This is a genomic window from Arenibacter arenosicollis, from assembly GCF_014397245.1.
GTDB classification, from domain to species: domain Bacteria; phylum Bacteroidota; class Bacteroidia; order Flavobacteriales; family Flavobacteriaceae; genus Arenibacter; species Arenibacter arenosicollis.
In genome coordinates, this window is sequence record NZ_JACLHY010000019.1 from 82,071 (window position 1) to 105,157 (window position 23,087).

A 23,087-nucleotide genomic window follows, 5' to 3' on the forward strand; every position below is an offset into this window, starting at 1 on the left:
ATATAATATTATGAAGATATATATAATTAAGGGCAAAGTTTTAAGTGCGATAATGGTCTTATCAACGCTTTTCACCCTTTCATGTGAGGAAGATTTTTTGGATAAAAATCCATTGACGGAAATTTCCAGCCCTACATTCTGGAATACGCAGAATGATGCCGATATGGCTTTGGCCGGTTGTTATTCAAGGTTGAATACAAGTACATTCAATTTTCATAGCATGAGTTTTGATGTTCTTGGAGGGGAGGTTAGCAGGGGCGACGGGAACGCACAAAATATGGCTCTAGGTCTTATAGAATCTACATCAGGAGGGCTTATTTCATCAGTCTTTACCGATTGTTATAAGGGAATTGCATCATGTAATTATTTTTTGGCCAATATTGATAAGACCCCTATTTCTGCCAGTACCATAAATACTTATAAGGCAGAGGTGCTGTTCTTAAGGGCTTTGTTTTATTTTACGTTGACCGATTATTATGGAGGGGTTCCGCTTTATACCGAACCTTTTGAAAACATTGATGAGGCCAAAGTAGCTCAAAGTTCAAAGACGGAGGTAATTAACCAAGTCATTTCTGATTTAGATGTTGCTATCGCCCAATTGCCCAATACGGATTATAGTAGTTCTGGACATGCCGTAAAGGGTTCTGCGTTGGCGCTTAAATCAAGGGTGTTGCTTTTTCAAGAAGATTGGTCGGGGGCTGCAGCTGCAGCTCAGCAGGTAATGACAGATGGAAAATTTAGCCTTTCCAATGACTTTAAAAACATGTTTTTGAAATATGGGCAAGATGGCAATCCCGAAATAATGTTTTCGACCAGATATCTTAATCCTGATAATTCCAGTCAACAAGATATTCAAATAGAATGGTGGGGAGCTTGGCATCCTCGCGCGGAACTTAGGGATGCATTCGAGTGTACAGATGGCCTTCCTATTTCAACATCACCTTTGTACGATCCTAATAACTTTAAATCAAACCGTGATCCCAGGCTTGAATTTACATTAAAACCCTTTGATGACCCGGCAATAAAGGCATCGGGAGAGGTTGTAGATTATGCCTATAATACACCTTCGTCAACAGGACTTATGCCGACCAAGGGAGCTGATGTAGAGGAGCTGCCGGTAGATTATTCCACGAAAAGCGAACAAGATTGGATATTGATTCGGTATGCTGAAGTATTGTTGAATTTCGCAGAAGCAACAAATGAAATTAGCGGGCCTACAACAGAGGTTTATGATGCGGTCAATGCAGTGCGAGGAAGGCCGGGAATTGATATGCCACCACTCCCTGCCGGATTGACAAAAGATGAAATGAGAGCCCGAATATGGAATGAGAGAAGGGTCGAATTTGCTTTGGAAGGACTAAGATTTGGAGATATCAAGCGATGGAAATTGGCCGAGACCTATCTTAATACCTTGGTTGAACCTGATAGTGGAACACCGCGTGTTTTTAATCCAGCAAAACATTATTTATGGCCATTTCCACAATCTGAAATGGACGTAAATCCCAATTTGCAACAAAATCCTGGGTATTAATAATTGTGGTAATGCACTTGAAAGAGTGCATTACCTTTTTATAGTAATTGGGAAATTAATTTATGCCCTTGAATACATGGCTATCGTCAGCATACTTAAATTTCTAACGGGTTCCTGTAAATTGGCAAAGCATGGCAGAAGTTAATATTGACTCAAAATGAGAATTTCAAAATGACTACAAAATGAAGAAAACACTATACCTTGTTTTATTTTGCACTGTTTTAATTTCATGCAAACAAGAAGGTGAATACGCAGCAATTCCATCAAAAAAAATTCCCGAGTTTGTGGACTATAATTTTGATGTTCGGCCCATACTATCCGATAAATGTTTTACCTGTCATGGGCCAGATGTCAATAAGAGAGCCGAAGATTTGAGGTTAGACACTCCTGAAGGTGCCTATAAGGCACTCAAGGACAGGGATAACGAATTTGCCATTGTTCCCAAAAACCTTGAAAAGTCCGTTCTCTATCAAAAAATCACAGCAAAGGACAGTACCGAGTTAATGCCTCCTTTTGACTCCAATGTAAAATTGTCTTCCTATGAAATCAAAGTTTTAAAAAAGTGGATCGAGCAAGGGGCAGTCTATGAACCTCATTGGGCCTTTGTGGCAGTTCACAAACCCGAACTTCCCAAATTGAAAAATGCGGATTGGGTAAATAATGAAATTGATTATTTCGTAATGCAAAAATTGTCGAATATAGGTTTGACCCCCAATGAAGCGGCGGATAAAGAGCGACTGTTAAAGAGAGTTTCCTTAGATATTACAGGACTGCCCCCAATTCCAGAAATGCAGAAAAAATTTATACAGGATGATGCCAAGGATGCCTATGAGAAAATTGTCGATGAACTATTGGCTAGCGAACAGTATGGTGAAAAGATGGCAAGCCATTGGTTGGATGTTGCACGATACGCCGATTCCCATGGGTTTCAAAATGACCAATTAAGAACCATGTGGCCATGGCGGGATTGGGTGATTCATGCGTTTAACCAAAATTACAGCTATGAAAAATTTGTAACCTATCAATTGGCTGGCGATTTGGTTCCACAGAAAAATATGGAAACAATTTTGGCCACTGGTTTTAATAGAAACCACAAAATAAATCAGGAAGCTGGCATTATTGAAGAAGAATTTAGGGTTGAAAATGTAACCGATAGAACCAATACTTTTGGAAAGGCGTTTTTGGGATTGACTTTTGAATGTGCAAAATGTCACGACCATAAATATGATCCCATTTCCCATAAGGATTATTTCAGCACATTTGCATTTTTCGATAGAATGCCCCTTAGGCCAAAAGGCATAGGCGAAGTGTTGGCGGAGCCTCCTCTAATAACGATTAGTGACGAGGTTGTCGAGAAAAAACTTCCTTTCATTAATAAAAAGGAAGTGGAGGATGTTGACGTAATGGTCATTGAAGAAAAGCCGGATATTAGAACTACTCACGTTCTAAATAGGGGAATATATGATGATGTGGGCGAAGAAGTAACGGCCCGGACACCAGAATCGGTTTTAGCCTTTGATGACAGTGTATATGAGCGCAACCGTTTTGGCTTGTCAAAGTGGCTGTTCGACCCTAAAAACCCATTGACCAGTAGGGTGTTTGTCAACCGAATGTGGCAAGAGATTTTCGGTGCTGGCATCGTAAGGTCATCCGGCGATTTTGGAATGCAAGGCGATTTGCCTACGAATGTCCACTTGTTAAATTGGTTGTCGGCAGATTTCATGGAGAACGGTTGGGACATGAAACGGTTGATTAAGAAAATTGTCATGTCAGCCACTTACAAACAATCATCGGTCGTAAGCGAAGAAAAACTGGCCATTGATCCGGATAATAAATACCTGTCAAGAATGTCGCGCTTGCGTTTTAATGCCGAAATGGTACGTGACCATGCTCTGTCCACCAGTGGCTTGTTAAATCCTGAAATCGGTGGACGAAGTGTAAGAGTGTACCAACCGGACGGATTGTGGGAAGCAGCCAGCTCAGGAAGGGGAGTTTTGGCCAACTATGTGCAAGATCACGGTAAGGATTTATATCGCAGAGGCATCTATATTTTTATTAAGCGTACCACTTTACCTCCGGTACAGCTCACTTTCGATGCCGCTACACGTGATCAGTGCGAGGTGCAAAGACAGTCTACAATGACCCCCTTACAAGCCTTGATAACGCTAAACGATCCCACTATTTTGGAGTCGGCTCGGGTGCTTTCCGAAAATTTGATGCAGGAGGAAAGTACTGTTGCAGCAAAAATTGAAAAGGCATTTGGTACAATTGTATGTAGAACTATCAAACCCGAAGAAAAAGAGATGTTGCTGAGCTACTACCATGAACAAGAAGCCGCCTTCTTAAAAGAAACGGAAATGGCCGCAGCATTTATTGATGTCGGGGAATTTCCGGCCGCCAAAGATAGGGATGTCGTTAAGGTGGCCGCGCTTATGCAAATTATTCACACGATATATAACCTGGAGGAAACTATAGTTAAAGGTTGATCAAAACTTAAATAGGAAAACTTATGGAAAAGGAAATTTTTGAACATCACTTGAACGCTAATCGTAGGCATTTTTTGGGTAAAATGGCACTGGGCTTTGGTGGCGTGGCTTTGGGGTCCTTATTGATGCCGGATTTGTTATCTGGAAAAGAAGTCGCTGAAGACCAATTGCCCTTAGGTTTAAAACATTTTGCAGCTAAGGCGAAACGTATTATCCTATTGGTTCAAAATGGCGCTCCATCCCAATTGGAGAGTTTTGATTATAAGCCCAAATTGAATGATATGTTCGGACAGGACCTTCCTCCCTCCGTAAGAGGAGATCAAAAGTTGACAGGTATGACGGCTGGGCAAAAATCATTTCCCTTGGTAGGTTCAAAGTTCGGATTTAAACAATATGGTAATTCCGGGACCTGGGTAAGTGATCTGTTCCCGAACATAGCCAAGATTACCGATGATATCTGTGTTATAAAGAGCATGCATACCGATGCCATCAACCATGACCCCGCACTAACATTTATGCAGACTGGGGCACAGGTAGGCAATAGACCCAGTATAGGCTCTTGGTTCAGCTATGGCCTTGGCAGCGAAAATAAAAATTTGCCGGCCTATTGTGTATTGTTGTCAAAAGGAAAAGGCAACGGACAAGGAGTATATTCAAAACTATGGTCCAACGGCTTTTTGGATAGTTCGCATCAAGGGGTGCAATTAAGTGCCAGCGAAGACCCAATTTTGTATTTGAACAATCCTAATGGGATGGATAGGAAAACACGCAGAACCATGTTAGATAATTTGGCTTCCCTGAACCAACTGGGATATGATGAGTTCGGAGATCCAGAAATCCCGGCAAAAATAAAACAGTATGAAATGGCATTTCGAATGCAAACGGCCGTTCCCGAGATTACCGACGTGTCCAAAGAACCGGACCATATTAAAAAGATGTATGGCCCGGATTGCATGGTTCCTGGCACCTATGCCGCCAACTGTTTGTTAGCTAGAAAGCTGTCGGAATCGGGCGTTCGTTTTGTGCAATTATACCACCAGGGTTGGGACCAGCATTCAAATTTGGTGGGTGAAATGCAAGGTCAGGCCAAAGATGTAGATATGGCTTCGGCAGCATTGATTACCGATTTAAAACAAAGGGGACTATTAGATGAGACCCTTGTCATTTGGAGCGGGGAATTTGGTAGAACAAATTACTGCCAAGGAAAATTGACCAAGGATAATTATGGTAGGGATCATCATCCAAGATGCTTCAGTATTTTTGTAGCTGGTGGCGGTGTAAAAGCGGGGATCTCTTATGGTAAAACCGATGAATTGGGATATAATATTACTGAAAACCCAGTGCACATTCACGATTTACATGCTACTATTATGCACTTAATGGGTCTAGATCATGAAAAGATGACCTATAAACATTTAGGGCGAAGGTTCCGCTTGACCGATGTTCATGGCAATGTAGTAAAAGATCTTTTGGCATAAAACTATGAAAAGACCGATTCCCTTTTTTTTGAACGTACTGTTCTTTCTGCATATATTTTTGGCCTTTTTAGTGGTTTTCGAAAGTTATTTAGAAATTCCCTTTTGGCTACAACCCTTAGGTAGAATGCATCCTTTGGTGTTGCATTTTCCTGTAGCTTTTATTGCGCTTCTGGTATTGCTAAATCTGTTTAGAAAACATATAGACCCCATTTCTTTTGAAAAGATAAACTATTTTCTATTACTGCTGACCTCGCTTACTACGGTACTGGCAACGATTATGGGCCTAGTGCTATCCTTGGAAGGATATGAGTCGGAACTTATGTCGTTACATAAATGGATTGGAATTGCGATCAGTTTTATAGTATATGCTTTGGTCTTGATGTATCAATCCAAAAAAGTGTACAGGATATTGCTTTATACAAGCTTTGTGGGTGTTGTTTTTGGAGGACATTTCGGCGCCGGGTTGACACATGGAAGTAATTTTTTAATGGAACCGATTACGGCCCTTAATAAAAAGGAATTTGACGAAAATACACCTATTTATACCGCTTACGTCGAACCTATTTTAGCGGCGAAGTGTACAAGTTGTCATAATCCGCAAAAACACAAGGGAGATTTAGATTTAACAAATGTTGAGTCCATAGCAAGAGGGGGCGAGAACGGCGAGGTATGGTTGGCGCACAATCCTGAAAAAAGTTTGTTGCTGCAGCGAGTGGCACTGCCCTTGGAAGATGAAGAGCACATGCCCCCTGATGGCAAGACACAATTGACGGCACAAGAAATTGAGCTGATAGAAAGCTGGATAAGGCACGGTGCGGATACTGAAATTTCATATGCCCTATTAAAAAAGGAGGATAGCCTAAAGCAATTGATAACTAAAAAATGGCTCAAAGGAGATAGTGAAAAAGAATCTTATACATTTGATTTTGCAGGTACCAGACTAATAGAAGAACTCAATAATCCTTATCGATCTGTAGTTCAAAAATCTCCCAGTTCACCAGCAATTGAGGTTGCTATTTATGGCAAGAGTGCCTACAAGCCAGAGTTTTTAACCGATTTGGTAAAAGTTAAGGAGCAGGTGGTGTACTTAAATTTAGCCAATTTGCCTATTGATAACCAGACCTTGCAATTCGTAGGTGAACTTAAAAATTTGGAGCATTTAGTGCTAAACTTTACCGAGATTACCAATGATGCTTTGGCTGCCCTTGTGGCCAGTGTCAAATTACAATCACTTTCCTTGGCAGGCACCGCCGTTGACATTGCGGCTCTAAAGTATTTAAAGAATATAAAAAATTTAAAGGAATTATTTATTTGGAACACGCAAATTAGAGATGCCGACATTGTGGCGCTTAGCAAAGAATTGCCACGCGTAACGATAAATGAAGGCTATATTCCGGACCCGGAAGTAAAACTGGGCTTAACACCACCAATCCTAATAGGTGAGAAGAACATCATAAGTTCGGGAGACCAAATTTCCTTAGGGCATAAAATGAACGGAGTGAGTATTAGATATACTTTGGACGAAACTGAACCCAATGAAAAATCCGCAATTTATGATTCTGGAATTGCATTGGATTTACAAGGTGAAAGATCTAAAACAGTAAAGGCAATTGCATACAAAGACGACTGGTTACCAAGTGAAGTTTCATCATTTACATTTTATGATAAGGGGTTTGTTCCCGATAAAGTCGAGGTAGTTCATCCTGGAATTTTAAGTTCATACACTGGCGAGGCAGCAGAAATATTGAGCGATGATTCTAAAAATGATGCCAATACCTACTATTATTCAAAATTTTGGGCTTCCTTCAATATTAAACCACTCATAGCCATAGCTGATTTTAGTACATCCAATCCTACAATAAAAGAAGTGGTCCTTAGTTGTGGTAATCCGAATGGAGCTAAGAAATCGTCAGTGAAGTATATTGAAATTTGGTCTTCCAACGATAAGGAGAATTGGATTTTATTGAGGAAGTTGACCCTTGCCAATGAGCTCAACATGGAAAAGTTGAAAGAAATCTATATAAAGTTTCCCGAGTCGTCCATGAAGTATTTTAAAATAGTAGGGCAGCCAAATACAGATAGTACCATGCGGGTGAATCAACTGTTTTTCTTTTAGGAATCCTAAAAGGGATATGGCATAAAAAAGAGTCTATTTTAATGTTATCTGGCAACAGCGCTGGAAGTTTACAAAGATTCCAAAGAAGTGTGGATATTTTAAAGTCTCATTAGTAGTCAGGGAGTAGATAAAAAAATGGGTTTAATTCTTTTAACCAAATTCTGAATATTGCGGATTCCGCATCCATAATTAGGAGCATTGCCCATTAATTGAGTTAGTTGAGTTTAAACCGGTGTTGTGAATTCAATGCCGGTTTATTTTTTTTAATATTATTTAACGCTATTACAAACAGTTTGACGTTTACGTTGAAAGTTCATTTCTGAGCATATCTAATAAGAACTCCTGAAGTACATTTTCTAATTCCGATTTCTATTTTTCTCTCAATGTTTCAATGATTTTTCGTGTTTCGGCAATTCTTTTTTGTAGCGGGTCACGATACCACCAAGCGCGCATATCTACCCGATCGTTGGGTTGATCCAACTCCGCTTCCAGTTCATCCAGATACTTTTCATTTAATGTCAAGTAGTCATCGAATGTTTCCGGGTTGTGAAAACCACCGTCATTTACAGTAATATAAATAGGTGTAGTATGGGCAACTTGATTTGGGCCTGCATAACAGCGTGCGGCTATCCAAGTCCCTTTTTCTACTTCAAGATCAAAGTTCAATTCCATGTTTTCCAAAGATCGATCATCACCATCGGGCGTTATTTGTTTCAACACTTTTCCATGGGATATTATCTCCAGCTTTGAAAGTGGAATTTGGTCTTTATTTCCTAAAGCTTTTGCCTTAATAGAGACTTTTTGCGGTGCCGATAGCTTAATTTCATCACCTGGGAGATGATCATCGATACTAAAAACAAGCATAGGGCCGGACGAGACAAAGGTGTGTCCTTCCTTTAGATTTTTCTTCCAAGATGCATACTCAAATTTTCCCTCTATCCAAGTATAAAACCTGACATTGCCAATTCGGGCATTCCAACTTGGGTCGTCGGTGCCAAATGAAGGACCAAGGCCACACCAGGGAAAGTCGGATCCTGCCGTTGCCGTAAGTTTATAGCCCAAATCCAGAAAGTGGTAATAATTTTGGGTTAGCAGAGGGCCCCCATTGACACAAAATTGGAGCAGTTCAAGAAAGTCCACTTTGCCGCTTAGCACATCTAACGTCATACCCCTTGAGCCATTAAAGGACATACCTTGATGGGCATACCCGGTTATCCCGTTCAATTCATGAACCCTATCAAATATCTTATCGTATTCGTAATAGTCTTTTTGTTGCCGAACAAAATCATCGGCTACCAAGGCGATTGTATGACCAATTTGGTGCGTTCTTGGGTCCTCCTGGCCAGTAGAAAGCAAGCTTTCATTCTGTCCATATGTTCCATCTTCCCCAAATGCATATTGGGAAAAATAAGTTGCCCAGAAATCTCCCATTTGAAGTAAGACCCCCACATTTAGCCCTTCGGCTTCGACCCATTTCAAAATTAGTGGGTTTTCCCTTGGAGACCGGCGAATATGAATGTGGTCATCGGCGGAATACCAACCTAAATCTGACATTTTAACCCACCTTTTCATCTCAAAACTAAAAGTGTTGCCTCCACTTTCCTTAACTTCGATAGTATGCGCCTGATCTAGATATTCAAACCCTTTTGATAGGGTAATTTTATATTTTCCAGGGCGCAGATCAAGATTAAAATGGCCATCAATATAGTAGGTGCTATCTGGTTGAAAACCGTAGCGTTCCGCTTTGTCGTCCCTTCCATACATAATAGAAATGGCCTCCTTGGGGATGCCGGCCACATATCCATAAGAATCGGTGATTTTAACTCGAACCGGAGTTGGCATTCCTGTATTTTGATCCTTAACCGTAACCTTAATGGAAGTTGTACTTTTTTGGCAGAGACAATGGAACGAAAAGGTGAAACATAAAAAAACAAGGACTAATTTCAGTGGGTTCATTTTGGGTGATTTAACTATTGACCTTTTTAAAGTTAACAATTAAATATCATCTTGAATTTTTATAGGCCAGATTTATAAGCAGCTAATAAACTATACCGCTTACGCGGCCATTGTTCCTTTTTTTATATCATTAAATCAAAGGAGAAGTGAAAAAAACACCACATCTGCACCACACCCTCACCCTCTACTTAAATAGTCTTGATGCTACATAAATGTTTAGTAACCAGGTGTTAAATGTCATTATGTTATATTAAAATCCTAATTAACCACAGTTTAGCCAGTGAAATTCACCACACCATCACCATAGGATGCACCCTACTTTAACCCTCTTAAGTTGTGTAGCTTTTTATTAATTATCTGACGTTAATTTTAATTCACCCTACGGTGTTTTAGGTTTCACCCTATGGTGCACTTACGGAGCTTTGGCGTGTTAAATAGTGCGACAAAGAATCCTGCTATTCTGATTAAAATATCATCTACGCTAAATAAGAAATAAATTACTCCATACAAGCCGGCAATTCAACACCTCAAAATGAAAATTAGAGACGGATACGAAACAAAATATTAAGCTTTTGGAACTAGACTAGGGCTTTTCATAGGATACAGTGTTGTAAAGCGTTTTTAATTCACATTATTATATTTATTTCGTCTCTTTTCAAAAGCGACTGAACCTCCTTCTAGTATTCTACAAATCCCATTATTTATTAAATCATTTTCAAGAGAACCAGATTCATATGTCAAACCACCAAGTTCATTCTTTGCAATAATTATTTGTTCGGAGTCTGAATTGACAACCAAATTAGCATTATGGGATACAATTATTACTTGTCTAAATTCTTTGATTTCAGAAAATAACTGTATCAGTTCTTCATTAATAAATTCATTATCTAAATCATCTTCTGGTTGGTCATAAACCAATGGACCACTAAAAGTTTGAGTGGCTAGTTTCAAGCATAAGTATATAGTGCCTTTTTGACCAGCGGATAAATCATCCAACTCATCACCTTTTATTGTGATTTTAGGTCTTACTTGAATATACTTATCTCTAATTTGCTTGTCTAAAAAGGCATTGGCAATGTCATTCTCAATGCCATTCCAAAAAACACCTTCGTTATCATTCCTAATTTCTTCAATCTTTTCAATAGTAAAGTCCAAAACACTTTGTGCCATATTATCACCTAATACAAGTATTTCTTTAATTTTATCAAATTTGGATTTGACAACTCGTCCATCAATATATTTTCCTGCACTCGCAAGAAATTGATTTACATTGAAAAATATTTCGCTTTCAATCTTTATGTCTCTTTTGTCTAGAATATTTCTTATTAAAAGGTTTTCTTTTTCACCTCTATTAGGGTTATCAAATATGTTTTTCTCCCAAGTGTCATTAATTGATTTAGCCTCTAACAATAAAGCGTCATAAAAGCTTTTAATTACTTCATTTAGTTGTCTTTTTACAATAGATAATTCAAGTTCTTTATCTCGAATGTTAGCAATGTGAGCTTCTATACGAACTATTTCATTCCTATAATTTTCTAGATTATTTAATAGTTGAGTTAAATCACCTTTAAAGTCTTTAAAGTTATTTTCTCTTATCTGAATATTTTCGAGAGTTAAAGCTTCTATTTTATTATTTTCTGAGCTAACTAATTTTTCAATCTCGACATTTTGTGTCTTAAAACTTATCTCAGACAGACTTAGTTCTTTTAACAATGGATTGGTCTCTTGCTCAAATTCCTCTAATTTTATTTTGACCTTATTCAGTTTGGAGATTTTTCCTTTTGAAATTTCGATATTGGCTAAATTTTGAATGTACTTATCCAATAAATCTTTGCTATCTCTGTCAGTTGCTAAGGCAATATTTTCCTTAATGGAATCAATTTTTTTATTGGACGATTCTATGTCATTTATTAGGTTGTGATCTTCATCTTTTTTATTTAGCCAGTCTTTAAGATTCCAGTAGTTTTGGAACTTTTCCTTGATATCTAATTCATCAAATTTCTCGATTGGTTTTTTGTATCCTGCACCCTTTAGAATCTCAATAATTTCTTCTTTGAGCTTTTCTTGGTCATCAGCTATCTCTTTAATTTTGCTTTGATAAATAAATGTAAAGGGTAACTCAGTTCTTTTATATAATTTAAACTCTTTTAGGGTCGATTCATTTGATTGTTTCCAATAAATTATAACATCTTCATTAAGTAATAATTTGCTTTGTAGTTTTTCGTCAATCTCTTTATTAAAGGCATTTGCTACATAATTAATCAACATAGATTTTCCTTGACCTCTGCCACCTATTATTGAAACTAAATTTCTGTTTAATGGAATCACAGTGGGAATAAATTCCAATTTAGAATTATCTGAGTCTATAACTTTGGAATTAGATACAATTTTAATAGACTCAAATACTGGTTTATCAAAATCATACTGTGGATTTTCCTTTTGAATTTTAACTCGTTCGATTGGTTCAAAAACTATTTGCTTAAGTCCTCCGAAAGTTAAGTCAGCCTTGATCCAGCAGTATTTTTCTATTGCATTTGATTCTTTGTCTTTTAATTTACCAAATGGGTAGTCTAATTGGTGCGAATCGCTTCCTTTTATACAAGGTATATTTTTGCCAACTTCTTTCAAACATCTCTCACTATGAAAAAATTGAGTCTGTTTTTTGTTGCCTGAGCCTAAAACATGTGCTTTATTTATTATTCCGAGTTTGAAATATGCATCATTAACAGGGTCAATATTATCAATTCCACCATATTCGTCATATGGTATCCAAACTAAAAACTTCCCTTTAAGAATATCTGATTCTTCTAGTACTTTGATAGTTTTAAAGAAATCAAATGAAAGTTCATTTAGCTTATCACTTTCTGCATGACCAAGTTTTGTAAGTTTTCCGCCTTCATAAAAACATTCTAAAGAGTTAATTTCAGTATTAATTTGTTTAATAGTGAGTTGATTGTCGAAGATTATATGAAAATTAATACTTACACCACCATCTGTAGCCGAAGAGGATTTGTGGTTAATTTTATTGTTCATCCTAAATTCTACAACTGGAAATAGAACCTTTCCTTCAACACCACCTAATTCTATGATTTTTGAGTATCCCTCAATAGTCGAATAGTCATTAATACCAATAACATCCGCTATTGAGTTTTTTAAATTAGAAATGAAATTTGGATAATCACCTTCAGTTCCAAAACCTGAAGCAGGACTATGAACGTGTAAATCCCATATTCTCCATTCAGAGCCTCTTTTAAAATCCATAATAATTTTGTTTTGCTAATGCTTTACAACGGTCTGGTATATGAAAAGTAGGGGATTTTTACCCGCTAACTTTTCAGATAATAACAAACCTTAGTTTTATTATTAATCTTTCCTTTAAGCACCGAAACCGCTATTTTTTATATACGTTTTTGGCAGTACGTGGTTATTCAGTTTTAGGCTTTTTAGGAAAAACATATTTGTCATTGTAAATCATATATTGTTTCCAAATTCTATCTTCTAAATCAGAAAGTTTTCTAATCAATTCGTCATATTCATCTGTTCCCAAGCTGTTTAGCATTGTAATTAAAAAATTCGTAGCCATTGGTAAACAACAAAATGCGGGAATCAAACCAGCAAATTTATTTGGATTTTCATTATACCAATATAATCCATTGTGCATAGGATTATGACTTTTTGCTAAATGATATTTGGCAATAACTCGCCATTGTCCGTGTGTAACTCCAGATGACCGTTTATAAAGAAAATAGTATTGATTGTCCTTTCCCCAAACTTCTTCAGCCATTTGGTCTATTCTTAACTCGAAAATATCGCCACGTTCCGTTGCTACTTCTATATCTCTAACTCCAGCTTCTTTTATCGCATCACTTATCAATTTTTTTGCTCCCTCTTTCATAGCTTCGTCATCCGCTTGTTCAAGAATTTTTTGTCCAAAAAACCTATCTCGACCAGTACTAAAATCCCTAAACCTTTTGTGAAGTTTAATGTCCTGCCTTTTAACCAACCAATTTGCTACAATAAAAGTTTCCAAAGTTGTACGAAATACCAATTCCGCAATTTCGCCTTTATGCTGTTTAACAAAATCTACTACTTCTAATGTCAAATTTGAAATTCTAGCTACAAATCCCATATTTACTTCTGCAATGAAAGTATGAAAAACCGCAAGCATATTTATCTTCTTGAATTCAGCATATAATTCTTTGAATTCTTCGGTGAATTCTCCTATTTGCATTTCAGCGAAATGTTCTTCTTCTGTTTTACTATCGTCTGGTTTAGGCACAAGTGGTGATTTTACATAGTTATACGACCAAATATACTCGCAGAATTCTATATCAAAATTCTCTGATTGTCCAATTGAAGGTGGAAACATCGACATAACTCGCGAAACATTCATTGGTTGAAGTATTTCTTCTGTAGTTTGCCAATTGAATAAACCAAAAGGGTCTTCTCTACCAATTTGGTCATACTGAATCATAATGTATTTGCACAAAATTGATATATCTGAACGCCCATTCAAAATATTTTTATAACCTAGAAACAATGTTCTTCCATTTGGTTTAAATTCAAAATTTATCTGGAAATCAAATAATTCTGAATAAAATGGAAGAAGTTGTTTAAATGCTGATTTAATGCAAGTTTTAAATATCGCATCGAGAATAGTTGTGTCCTTTTTTATTAACTCAATGGTATGAGAAAGATTAAAATGGAATCTTCGTTTACATTTAACTTTATCATTTACAAAATCGGCTATGATTTTGAAATCAGCTTTTACTGTGTCAAAATCAAAATCTGTAAGTGCCATTGAGATATGAAGAACTTCGGGTAATCTATCTGACCAAGAAAAAGGTTGTATCATTCCAGGATAAGGGTCAAATGCTTTTTGGAATTCAGTCCTTGTTTGTCTGACTCTTCCTCTTCTTTTTTTAGCCGACATATTTAAAGTTCAATTTTCAGTTTTAGTTTGGTCAGCATTACTGCCAACAATTGGATATCATCATTGATGATTTACCACTTATAGCAAACTATAAAGCAACTAGGCCGGACCTAAATACATTTATTTGACTTATAAATCCTATTAATCCAATAAAATTTTTGCTGGTGTAAAGAGGGGGGAGTACTACAACCAAGTATTTGCTATTAACCTTCTAAGTTAGCAAATATTGGTTTTTGTATTTGCTTAATCGATAAAAATTAGATTATATCCGTTGAACGGTATTTTTTTTGATTGGCTAAGAAGTTGCATTCTCTATGAAATAGGAAAAGGATAAATATAAGAATCATTTTATGGAAGTATATGCAGTGCGGCCTTAATAATTTCACCACCTGTGGTGCACAGGTGCACCTTAACGCCCGCAAAAATACCACGAGGTAACACTGTGTAAATCAGTAATTTATTGTTTTTTATTAATACTTAAACCATGGTTTAACCACAAGAGCACCACACCGCCTATCACCATAGGGTGCACCACAGCTTCACCCTGTAGAAGTTTATGCTCTAGTTACTGTTATTTATTGAAGACATTCGCCAAAAAATATTCCACGGCATCCTGATCGGAAAGCATTGGTTTCTCTTTTGGAATAGGTATTATTTCTTCGAGAATTGGGGTGGATGGTTTTCTAATTTCTTCAAAATGGTATTCAAAGTTGAGATTGGTCAAAATCCTAAAACCTGTTTCAAATGCAATGATGGATTTCAATAGGGGATTGTCCACGGCAAGCTGGGAATCAAAATACCCTACATTGCCCATTAAGAATTCAAATAGCATGTCGGAATCTGCTAGATTGCTTTTCAGTGCATTCTGTTTGCCTTCCATTAATTGCAATTGGCATATTTTTGAGCATCGGGTTTCCAAGGGTCATTGATTTAAAGGATAATAGGGGCGTTGGCAGATGGCAGGACCGCTGCGGATGCCATGGAAGTCACGGGCAATGTGTTCGGCTCTGAGGGTTGGAAAGGCAAGTAGGTCCCGGCAGGTTGGGTCCGCAAATAGTTCAGGGAAAGCATGGGTAGGTGCGGTGCGAGAGGTCTTGGAATACATGCTGTTGATCACAGTAGGTGTTTAAACGTAGAAGTTAAGGTTAAATATTTATGATTTATTTTTTGAAAGAAGGAATCATTGAGATAGGTCGTATTTAAGCCAATTTGTTACTGCCGTTTGAATACTTTTTCTTCCAACTTCTAGCAAAAATTCTGTTAGTTTCCCAAGATTATAAACATTGCTTACTAAATCCTGGGTCATTTCACTAATTGTATTTGTAGTAATCGAATGTACGAAATCGGGTGAAAAGACTTCTTTACCTTCAGATTTGTATTTTATACCATAGTAAACAAAGTTCCCTAAAAGCCTTCTTTTAAAATTTTGTTTAAGATATTCATTGAGAAACCTATCTGCTGTTTCTGATTTCTTTGCGATTTTCAGTGCTAAGAATAGACGCATCAATTTTTTTTCTCTCTTTGAATCCGCCTTTATTACATAAATAACATACGCTTTTACTTTTTCTGCACTTAATCGTTCCAAAATATTCTTATTCGCTTCTAGATCACTCCCACCTAGCTTTTCACCTAACTCATCTGAGACATATTTTTGTCCTACTTGTAACCATTCCTTTTTGGACCATTTTACAACATCAGATACGTTTATTTTATATATTCCCCTTAATGATGTAATGGCTGACTCTAATCCAATTTTAATCCGGGAAATTCTTTGAATTTTTCTGGCTTTACGAAATTCCGCAAGTTTTTTAATTTTATCAAGTTTTCTTTTGGCTCGTTTTACTTTTACTGCTGTTTTCACACCTTTACCAATACCTGCTGTAAAAATTGTTAGTAAAACATCAGATGCAAAATCTCCTGGACTATCCCAACCCACAATTTGCCAGGCTGTACCTGCAATAGTTGGCTTTTCTAATTCTTCCTCGTTCATGATACCTAAAATATCTTCCTCAGCAGCTTTAATTTTTTGCCATTCCTTAGCCGCCAATCTCTCTCCCTGAATAATGTGCTGCTCTTTTGCTAGGACAGCATCAAATTCAATTAAATCTTCCTGAATCAAAAATGAACCACAATTGAGTGCTCTTACATCTAGTTTCTCAAATTCCTTTTTAAGAACTTGCAAAACATAAACATCACTAAAAAGGACACTCAATTCTAAATCAGCAACTTCTAATTCATATTCTTCAACTAGATTATGAAAATAATCCACTGCCTCTTCGTAATCTTTCAGAAATGCTTGTTTTAGCTCAAGAATTGCTTTTTGTATTTCTGCAAGCTCAACATCGTTGCGATATCCTGGAGCTCCAATAGATACTAAAATTTTTTGAAGTTCCCTAGACCAGTTTGCTCTTTGAACAGTGGGGTATCTTAGATTAGTCGTTAAAAGTCCGGTTAAGAATTCACCGAGCATCAAATAGGTTTTGTCGTATTCAGCACTTGGTTCAATGTATCCTTCAGGATCAGGTATGGTCGCGGGTTTCTGTATGGGTTTTGCTTGTGTTGGAGGACCATAAAGCTTGGGGGGGGTTTGATATGCGCTATATCCATCAGTACCGTTACTCATAATTTATTGTTATAACAGTGGGTAGTGGGGTAATTTATCTTGAGAATTTCTCAAGTATACAAGTTTTGTAGGAATCTTTACTTCCCATGGTGCACCTACGTATAGAGCTCCCACTGCGTGTTTAAGGGAATTTGCTGTAGGATCAAGATAGGCTCTATCCAAAGTTATATCCCAAATATCTGTATCAGCCACGTTTACCTGCTCTACTTTTACAATTCGATATATTTTGTAATTGATTAATATCTCCCTGTCAATGTCATTTTCTAAGTTTAAGGCATTTAATACGTTATTAAAGACATCCCAATAATATTTGCTTTCCGTTAACCTGATTATTTCATTGCCCTGAGTGGCCTTAATGAATCCTTCTCGAATAGAATAATCGCCTTGACGAGATTCAATGATTTCTTGTATCATGGAAACGTATTCAATGTCTCCTGAGATGGGAGGAATTCCGCTTGCACCCCAGATTTGGCGGGTTTTCAAATACCATAAGAATATTTCTTCCATACCGAGCCTGACAGGTACCTGTACCCTACAAGCACCTGCCATAAGGAATTTATCAAAGAGCGGATCTCCAGAATCTTCATTGATTAAATCAGGCCATTTGCACTTACGAGCCCACATACTGTGATAGAACAAATAAGTAAGATAGTTCCATTCAAAAACCTGCTCAAAAAATTGAATTACCGGGGCGTCTTGCTCAAGTTTTCTAAAATCGATTTCCGGATATCCGCATGGTGCTGTCCTTTCCAGAATTGAACCGATTCCATTAAAATAATTATTTAATAAGATGGCGATAATATTTCGTTTTAATTCATTTTTTTCAGTTTCTCGATTTAGGAATGGATTATTTCCCTTAATCTGATGTAAAATTTCCTGATCCTGTGATAAACTGGCATTATAGGTTTGTAGTTGAACCATATAATTATCCATGATGAGATTGTAAATCTTATGTTTCCATCTATCGTAACCTTCCGGAGATAATTCACACTTTATTGTAGCACCACCACTTATTGATAGAGGTAGCGAACTAAAACCGGAAATTGCCATTGTAAGAATGCCTTCTTCACCATTCAAAGCAATAGTATCTGACTTAGACCAATTTTTGTTCGACTGATTATTGTTTAGATGCTCATTCATAGATTCGCTGAATATACATTTATTACATATGTTGGCCGTAACTGCAACCTCATCCTTTGGACCAGTACCCTTAGGGTGACCTGTACTGACTCTAATATCAAATGTTAATGAAACTGCTTTGTAGCCGTCAGAAATCTGCGGAGATTGAAAAATCTCTGAAAAACCAGTAGGCTTACTGGCGTCACTTTCAGAGAGATTTTTATGAAAGGAAAATTCAAGCCATATCAATTCATTAGGAGGTGGTTCAGAACCAGCCAAACCATATTCATTTAGCAAATTACCGTATGTAGCCCTTTTGATACTAGCAGGAGTCAAATTAGGTTTTACAGGAGGTTCAAATTTCTTTTTAGTAATTTTATTTTTTTCAGTTATAAGCTTCTTGTATATTGAGGCTGGTTCTGGAATAACTATGTCAAACATAAGGTGTTTTTCCAAATTATATATCTGCGCTTTTGTAATTTTGTTTACCCAGTAGAATATTCCTGCTCTATGTTCCCCTTTTGTATTATCAATTGAATGAGTGTTTTTATCCTTTATTTCCTGAACGATCTTTGAAATTTGTAGTCTTCTTACTTTTTCCTCCATTTTAGAAACAGATCTATCTATCAGATCTTTAGCATAGGAGCGTGCACTAGAATTGGATTGGGATTTTGAAAAGTTACCGGCAATATTTGCATGTGCGGTAATTGTGGTTGTTGGGCCATATTTCATTGTCGCCGTAATACCAGCATCTCCGCTTAAAGAAGCTTGAATCGTTTTAGAAACCTCATTTTGAAGAGCAAATTTTTCACTTACTTGATGATCTTTTTCTTCTATTGATATTGATTCATTTTCTTCTTCATTAATGTCTTCAGTTTTTAGAACATTTCTATGAATTCTTTTCAAACTTTCTCCTGCAAGAATATTTTCAATAGATGCCACATCACTTTCTTCATAACGCAGCAACTCTTCCTTAACAATGAGAAGATCGGCAACATATGGGTGTAGCACAGTCCAATGACTACTTGGAGATTCACAGGTTTCATTACACTTGCATTCACACTTTACATTTTCTTCCGTTAACCTTTCCGGCACCTTGGGAATTTTTACCAATTTCTCTGCACTGCAATTATAATTTAATAATCCCTCTGGTACCAACAGTGGAGCATTTACGATTTTATTCAGCCACTCATTGCCTTTTAAAATGTTAACATGATTTTGTTTATCGATACTTTTTTTTATAACGTAGAGTGATTTAATGAGTAAGGTGAAATCTATATGATAATTTATGGCGACTAAATGATCATGAATTGAAACAAGAAAATTATCGCCTAATATTTCCAATTCTTTTTCAAAGTCCATTTTTAAAATTTCACTTTTATGGTTTTCAAAAAAAGATTCAAAAAAATCTTTAAAATCTTGGCCTCCAATTGGTTTTGATTTATAATCAATCCATTGCGAAATTTTTAGGATAATAGGATTTATAGATGGAAGATCTCTGATATATGTTGAATTTGGATCTATCTTATATCTCTCAATACGCTCACTATACTCCTGTTTATTGCAGCCAGCCTTTTTTAATTTGTCAGCAAATTCAGTTAATTCGACATTCGGAAATATTGGCAATCCAAGAGCAGATTTGTTTTCATCTGCCATTTTTTGAACGGATCTAATTTGTAAAAACCGAGTAATTTCCTCCATAACAGTGTGTTTTTAGTTACTTGATTAGTTTAAGTCTAGGCTAAATTGTGTTGGGGAGTTCGGGGTAAAATGATAGGAACATACAGATAGATTAACTTGTAACTGTTGTATATCTATGTATAACACAATTTTAAAAGTGCGCACTTCAGATACTAATACAATTTAACGTATTTAGAATCTTATTAATTTTATAAAATTTTGCTAGTGTAAATAGGGGAGAATATTGCGACTAAATGTTTGTAAACGAACATCTAACATAGCTAATATCAGAATTTATTTTCGCTTAATCAATAAAATTCAAAAATAACCGTTGAAATACATTTTGGATTTGTTAGGAATCTACATTCATCTGAAACATAAAGTAATTAATTGACCAATTAATCCACTATTAAAATGCAAAAAATCCTACCACTCTTAACCACAACATAACCATTGTTTAACCACAAGGCCATTGTAATAACAATCACACTTAACTGAAGTGTAACTACTTTAAAAATAGCGTTATACGATTCTAGTTGTGATGTTAGCCATTGAGTAACTAACTTTTAACCACTTCATAACCACGTTTTTTAACCATAGATCAACCACAGTATAACCACTTCTATTTTATGGTAGAAGTTGATGTTAATACTATCTCTTTTTACTAAAGACCTTGGCCATCAAATAGGCTAATGCATCATCATCGGAGAATACAGGTTCCGCTTTGGGCTTTTTAATATTTACCTCATACGTTATGTCGTTTGGAATAGGTGTTTCTTCCGTAAGATCAGCTTTCGGTTCTTTGGCATTTACATTCGGTACATTATCTTCTGGAAGGGGTTTCTCTTCATCAACTTGAACAACAGGTTTTTCCGGGGTTAATTTACTAGGGGTCTCAAAGTTGTATTCAAAGTTGAGGGCCTTTAAAATTCTGAAGGCCGTTTCAAAATCTATGAGACTAGATATTATGGGGCTGTCCAAGACCGCTTCGGATTTAAAATAGGCTTCATGGCCCATCAGAAACTCTAACAACTTGTCTGACTCCGCCAAATTGCTTTTTAGGGCATTCTGTTTGGCTTCCATCAATTCCAATTTGGGCATATTTTCAACCTTCTGGATTCCCGGGGCCCTTTCTTCCGTACGCGTAAAATCCACGGCAAGGTCAAATGCTTTTTTGAAGTTAAAGGTAAACTGTAATAACGCCAATTTTTTTATTTCCCCAGGTTCCAGCCCATATATGGCTCCATTGAAACGGTAATAGAAATCCTGGAAGTTTACGGCAATTTCCTCTTGGTAGGTTTTTAGTATAAACCCATAGAGTTCCTCCTGTACAATTTCAGAAACATAGATTACTTCATTGTCGGCCGTGGCACTTACCAAGCTCATTTTTCCATCTCTGGGTAGGTTAATTCTGAACCGCGTTTCCCATATGCCTTTTTTTACCAGCAGTTGCTTTCTTTTAGGTTCGGTCAAAGCATTAAGGTCTACCTTTTTGAATATGCCAAAATATTTCATAGTGCCCATGCGTGGATTAGGTTTTGTCTTTGTCCTTGTTTGTTGAATCGAATAAATGGGAATAGTCATCAGGTAGTGCCGCGTCTATGTCCCTCAAATATTTATCCAATGCAGTGATCGTACTGTGGCCTGTGATCAACATTAGTTTGCTCTTTACCACCATCGGGCTTTCGTTCTTGGCCATTTCCCTATACAATTTGGTAATGAAGGTATGTCTAAAGCTGTACAGTCCATAATCTGTTCCCAATCCAAAATGGTCCTTCACTTTCTTAAATCGATTGGAGAAATAGTTCCTTTTATCGTTTTCGGAGGCCGTCCATTCCCCACCGATTCCCTGTGGTGTAAATAGAAAATGATCCTTGTGCTTTTTGGATAGATCGGGCAATTACTTCAAGAGTATTTCAGGTATGATCTTGATCTTTACAGGACTGTTCTTGGCCTTTACGTAGATTTTGCCATCCTGTAGGTCCAAATCTTGGATCTTCAATCGGCAAACCTCTATGGGCCTTAAAAAATTAAAGCAAATAAACTGAATGAATAGCCGGAGCAAGGGATCCTTTTCCTTAAGATGGGTATCAATTTCCCTTTCCATGGATGGTGTATAGGTCTTGTTCCTAGTGGGGGTGGACTTCAATACGTTTATTTTCTTTATAAAATTTTCTGTGATGATCTCATTGTTCTCCAAAACCTGGAAAAGGGAACTAAGAGCGGTCCGGGTATTGTTGCGGTTTCTGGCACTGGAATTGTCCAGGACTTCGTTCAAATAGAGGATGACGGTCTTCTTTTTGATGTCCAGTATAGGGCCGTCCGCCAACGAGTTATCTTGCAGCCATTTAAGAAATCTGTTTATTCTGCTCTTGTATTTTATGTAGGAATTGTCATTTAGAGCGTTTCGTTTGGTATTTAAGGCCAACTCGAAAGCTTCTTTTAAGGTAACAATTTCTGATTCGATTTCTGTTGTGGTCGGGACTGGTGGAAGGGGTGTAGCAGCTGGGACTGTTGTAACTGGTGGGGTTGGTGGTGTTGGTGCTGGTGGGGTTGGTGGTGTTGGAAGTGGTTGTTTCTTTAGAAAGTCCGGAGTGGACGGTATAGGTACTACAGGTCTAATGGGTTGCGCGAGAGGTACGGGTTCCGTGGTTTTTACTGGAGCTGGTCCTTCCTTGGTCTTGGTACTTGGTGAATTGCCCATAAAGGCCATTTCCAGTTCGGTATTGTCACCATAGGGATCAAATCCGGCCTCGAGCAATAGGAAAAGATTTCTTTGTATGGTCCTTAGGTGCGCTATCCTTTTCCTCATCTCCTTGTAGCTGTTGGCACCGGCCTTGATGTTGGTCTGTCTTTTCAAGATTCCAGTTTCGGGGTCCCGAAAGGAAAAGTAGACGTACCAATCTTTGTCCAGAGCTGCTTTTTTTGCTTTCTTAGAGAGTTTTGACCATTGATGAATATCTACCCCGCCGGTATAGATCTTGGGTTCGGAATACTTCAATTTCATGTTGAAAACGTGTACGTTTGCGTGTACTTTTGGATCAATCCCAAAAGTTGTGTGTGAATTGAAAATAGAATAAGATCTTTGCGGAAAAACGATCGCATTGGAATTATCATTGGACCTATTAAAGTTTATACTGCCAGAAGTATTAACAACCCATTTTG

Annotated in this window: 13 protein-coding genes; 4 read left to right on the forward strand and 9 right to left on the reverse strand. The window is 37.1% G+C overall.

All coding sequences use genetic code 11. The annotated features are described in order from the left end of the window. Window positions 1-10: 10 nt before the first annotated feature. From H4O18_RS16360 to H4O18_RS16375, 4 genes are all read left to right on the forward strand, one after another. Window positions 11-1,531, forward strand: a complete 1,521-nt coding sequence (locus tag H4O18_RS16360) for a RagB/SusD family nutrient uptake outer membrane protein (protein WP_187586528.1) — start codon at window positions 11-13, stop codon at window positions 1,529-1,531. A 182-nt stretch (window positions 1,532-1,713) separates the two neighbouring features. Then, entirely contained in the window at window positions 1,714-4,017 is a 2,304-nt protein-coding gene (locus H4O18_RS16365) for a PSD1 and planctomycete cytochrome C domain-containing protein (RefSeq protein WP_187586530.1), read from the forward strand. A 23-nt stretch (window positions 4,018-4,040) separates the two neighbouring features. Beyond that, a complete protein-coding gene (locus tag H4O18_RS16370) occupies window positions 4,041-5,495 on the forward strand; it encodes a DUF1501 domain-containing protein (RefSeq protein ID WP_187586532.1) in 1,455 nt (484 codons plus the stop codon). Window positions 5,496-5,499: 4 nt separating this feature from the next. Continuing rightward, window positions 5,500-7,611: a c-type cytochrome domain-containing protein gene (locus H4O18_RS16375; protein ID WP_187586534.1), complete on the forward strand. Its 2,112-nt coding sequence runs from the start codon at window positions 5,500-5,502 to the stop codon at window positions 7,609-7,611. 369 nt (window positions 7,612-7,980) lie between these two features. Here H4O18_RS16375 and H4O18_RS16380 read toward each other — a convergent pair whose 3' ends face one another. From H4O18_RS16380 to H4O18_RS22265, 9 genes are all read right to left on the reverse strand, one after another. Then, window positions 7,981-9,567, reverse strand: coding sequence for a CehA/McbA family metallohydrolase (locus H4O18_RS16380; RefSeq protein ID WP_187586536.1), 1,587 nt, complete (start codon window positions 9,565-9,567; stop codon window positions 7,981-7,983). 621 nt (window positions 9,568-10,188) lie between these two features. Then, the gene (locus tag H4O18_RS16385) at window positions 10,189-12,828 is read right to left on the reverse strand and encodes a TrlF family AAA-like ATPase (protein ID WP_187586538.1); all 2,640 of its coding nucleotides are present in this window, start codon (window positions 12,826-12,828) and stop codon (window positions 10,189-10,191) included. Window positions 12,829-12,991: 163 nt separating this feature from the next. Beyond that, on the reverse strand, window positions 12,992-14,500 hold the full coding sequence (locus H4O18_RS16390) for a DUF5677 domain-containing protein (RefSeq protein ID WP_187586540.1): 1,509 nt from the start codon (window positions 14,498-14,500) through the stop codon (window positions 12,992-12,994). 571 nt (window positions 14,501-15,071) lie between these two features. Then, on the reverse strand, window positions 15,072-15,380 hold the full coding sequence (locus H4O18_RS16395) for a hypothetical protein (protein WP_187586542.1): 309 nt from the start codon (window positions 15,378-15,380) through the stop codon (window positions 15,072-15,074). A gap of 300 nt (window positions 15,381-15,680) precedes the next feature. Beyond that, window positions 15,681-17,123 carry a hypothetical protein gene (locus H4O18_RS16400; protein ID WP_187586544.1) on the reverse strand — a complete coding sequence of 481 codons (1,443 nt, stop codon included), beginning with the start codon at window positions 17,121-17,123 and terminating at the stop codon, window positions 15,681-15,683. Between the two features lie 9 nt (window positions 17,124-17,132). Then, entirely contained in the window at window positions 17,133-19,943 is a 2,811-nt protein-coding gene (locus H4O18_RS16405) for a hypothetical protein (RefSeq protein ID WP_187586546.1), read from the reverse strand. A 630-nt stretch (window positions 19,944-20,573) separates the two neighbouring features. Beyond that, on the reverse strand, window positions 20,574-21,446 hold the full coding sequence (locus H4O18_RS16410) for a hypothetical protein (protein WP_187586548.1): 873 nt from the start codon (window positions 21,444-21,446) through the stop codon (window positions 20,574-20,576). Window positions 21,447-21,453: 7 nt separating this feature from the next. Beyond that, a complete protein-coding gene (locus H4O18_RS22260; protein ID WP_246474346.1) occupies window positions 21,454-21,822 on the reverse strand; it encodes a site-specific integrase in 369 nt (122 codons plus the stop codon). Next, window positions 21,823-23,087: tyrosine-type recombinase/integrase (locus H4O18_RS22265; protein WP_343065471.1), on the reverse strand; the 1,265-nt coding region annotated here is incomplete at its 5' end.

Bases quoted from the DNA above. Each gene is read 5' to 3' on its own strand.
- H4O18_RS16365 (WP_187586530.1), top strand. From the start codon at position 1,714: ATGAAGAAAACACTATACCTTGTTTTATTTTGCACTGTTTTAATTTCA.
- H4O18_RS16400 (WP_187586544.1), bottom strand. From the start codon at position 17,123: ATGAGTAACGGTACTGATGGATATAGCGCATATCAAACCCCCCCCAAG.
- H4O18_RS16405 (WP_187586546.1), bottom strand. From the start codon at position 19,943: ATGGAGGAAATTACTCGGTTTTTACAAATTAGATCCGTTCAAAAAATG.
- H4O18_RS16385 (WP_187586538.1), bottom strand. From the start codon at position 12,828: ATGGATTTTAAAAGAGGCTCTGAATGGAGAATATGGGATTTACACGTT.
- H4O18_RS16395 (WP_187586542.1), bottom strand. From the start codon at position 15,380: ATGGAAGGCAAACAGAATGCACTGAAAAGCAATCTAGCAGATTCCGAC.
- H4O18_RS16410 (WP_187586548.1), bottom strand. From the start codon at position 21,446: ATGGGCACTATGAAATATTTTGGCATATTCAAAAAGGTAGACCTTAAT.
- H4O18_RS16370 (WP_187586532.1), top strand. From the start codon at position 4,041: ATGGAAAAGGAAATTTTTGAACATCACTTGAACGCTAATCGTAGGCAT.
- H4O18_RS16360 (WP_187586528.1), top strand. From the start codon at position 11: ATGAAGATATATATAATTAAGGGCAAAGTTTTAAGTGCGATAATGGTC.
- H4O18_RS16390 (WP_187586540.1), bottom strand. From the start codon at position 14,500: ATGTCGGCTAAAAAAAGAAGAGGAAGAGTCAGACAAACAAGGACTGAA.
- H4O18_RS16375 (WP_187586534.1), top strand. From the start codon at position 5,500: ATGAAAAGACCGATTCCCTTTTTTTTGAACGTACTGTTCTTTCTGCAT.
- H4O18_RS16380 (WP_187586536.1), bottom strand. From the start codon at position 9,567: ATGAACCCACTGAAATTAGTCCTTGTTTTTTTATGTTTCACCTTTTCG.